This is a genomic window from Arhodomonas sp. KWT (assembly GCF_010993615.1).
On the sequence record NZ_WNXE01001030.1, the window covers coordinates 1 to 584 of the forward strand.

Annotated in this window: 1 protein-coding gene; it reads right to left on the reverse strand. The window is 68.3% G+C overall.

All coding sequences use genetic code 11. From position 1 onward, the window contains the following. A partial coding sequence (locus tag G7A99_RS23965; RefSeq protein WP_205600049.1) for a hemolysin III family protein occupies nucleotides 1–395 on the reverse strand: 395 nt, incomplete at its 3' end. Nucleotides 396–584 lie beyond the last annotated feature (189 nt).

A 584-nucleotide genomic window follows, 5' to 3' on the forward strand; every position in this document is an offset into this window, starting at 1 on the left:
CTGCCGGCGAGCTTGAGCCCGGCTCCGGACAGCGCGACGGTCCAGACGAAGGCCAGCAGCCCCCAGCCCCAGGCACCGGCGAGCACACTCAGGGTGAAGGGGGTATACGTGCCGGCGATCATCAGGAAGATCGCGGCGTGATCGAAACGCTCCCGCCGGGCAACCCGTTTCGGGTCGTCATGGCGGTCGTAGTTCGCCAGCGCCGAGGCCACCAGCATGGTGATCAGGCCCACCCCGTAGAGCATCACCCCGCCCAGCATCACGGCATCGCGCCGGCCGGCGGCGAGCCACACGAGCACACCCACGCCCAGCACCGCGACGACGAGCCCGACGACGTGGATGATACGGTCGGCGATCTGTTCCGCCAGCGTGTACCTACGGCTGGAAAGCGGCATTCCTCGACCTCCGTTGCCCTGCCCCGCCCGATTCCGGCGATACCGTCATCGCCGGAAGGATTCGATATCCTGATGCCGCACCACGTTCCACTCGCCGCTGTTGCGGTACAGCCGCTTGTCCCGGCGGGGGTAGTCGGTTACGTCCTGGGCGAGGCGCTGGCCCACCACCAGGCAGACCAGTGGCTCCGT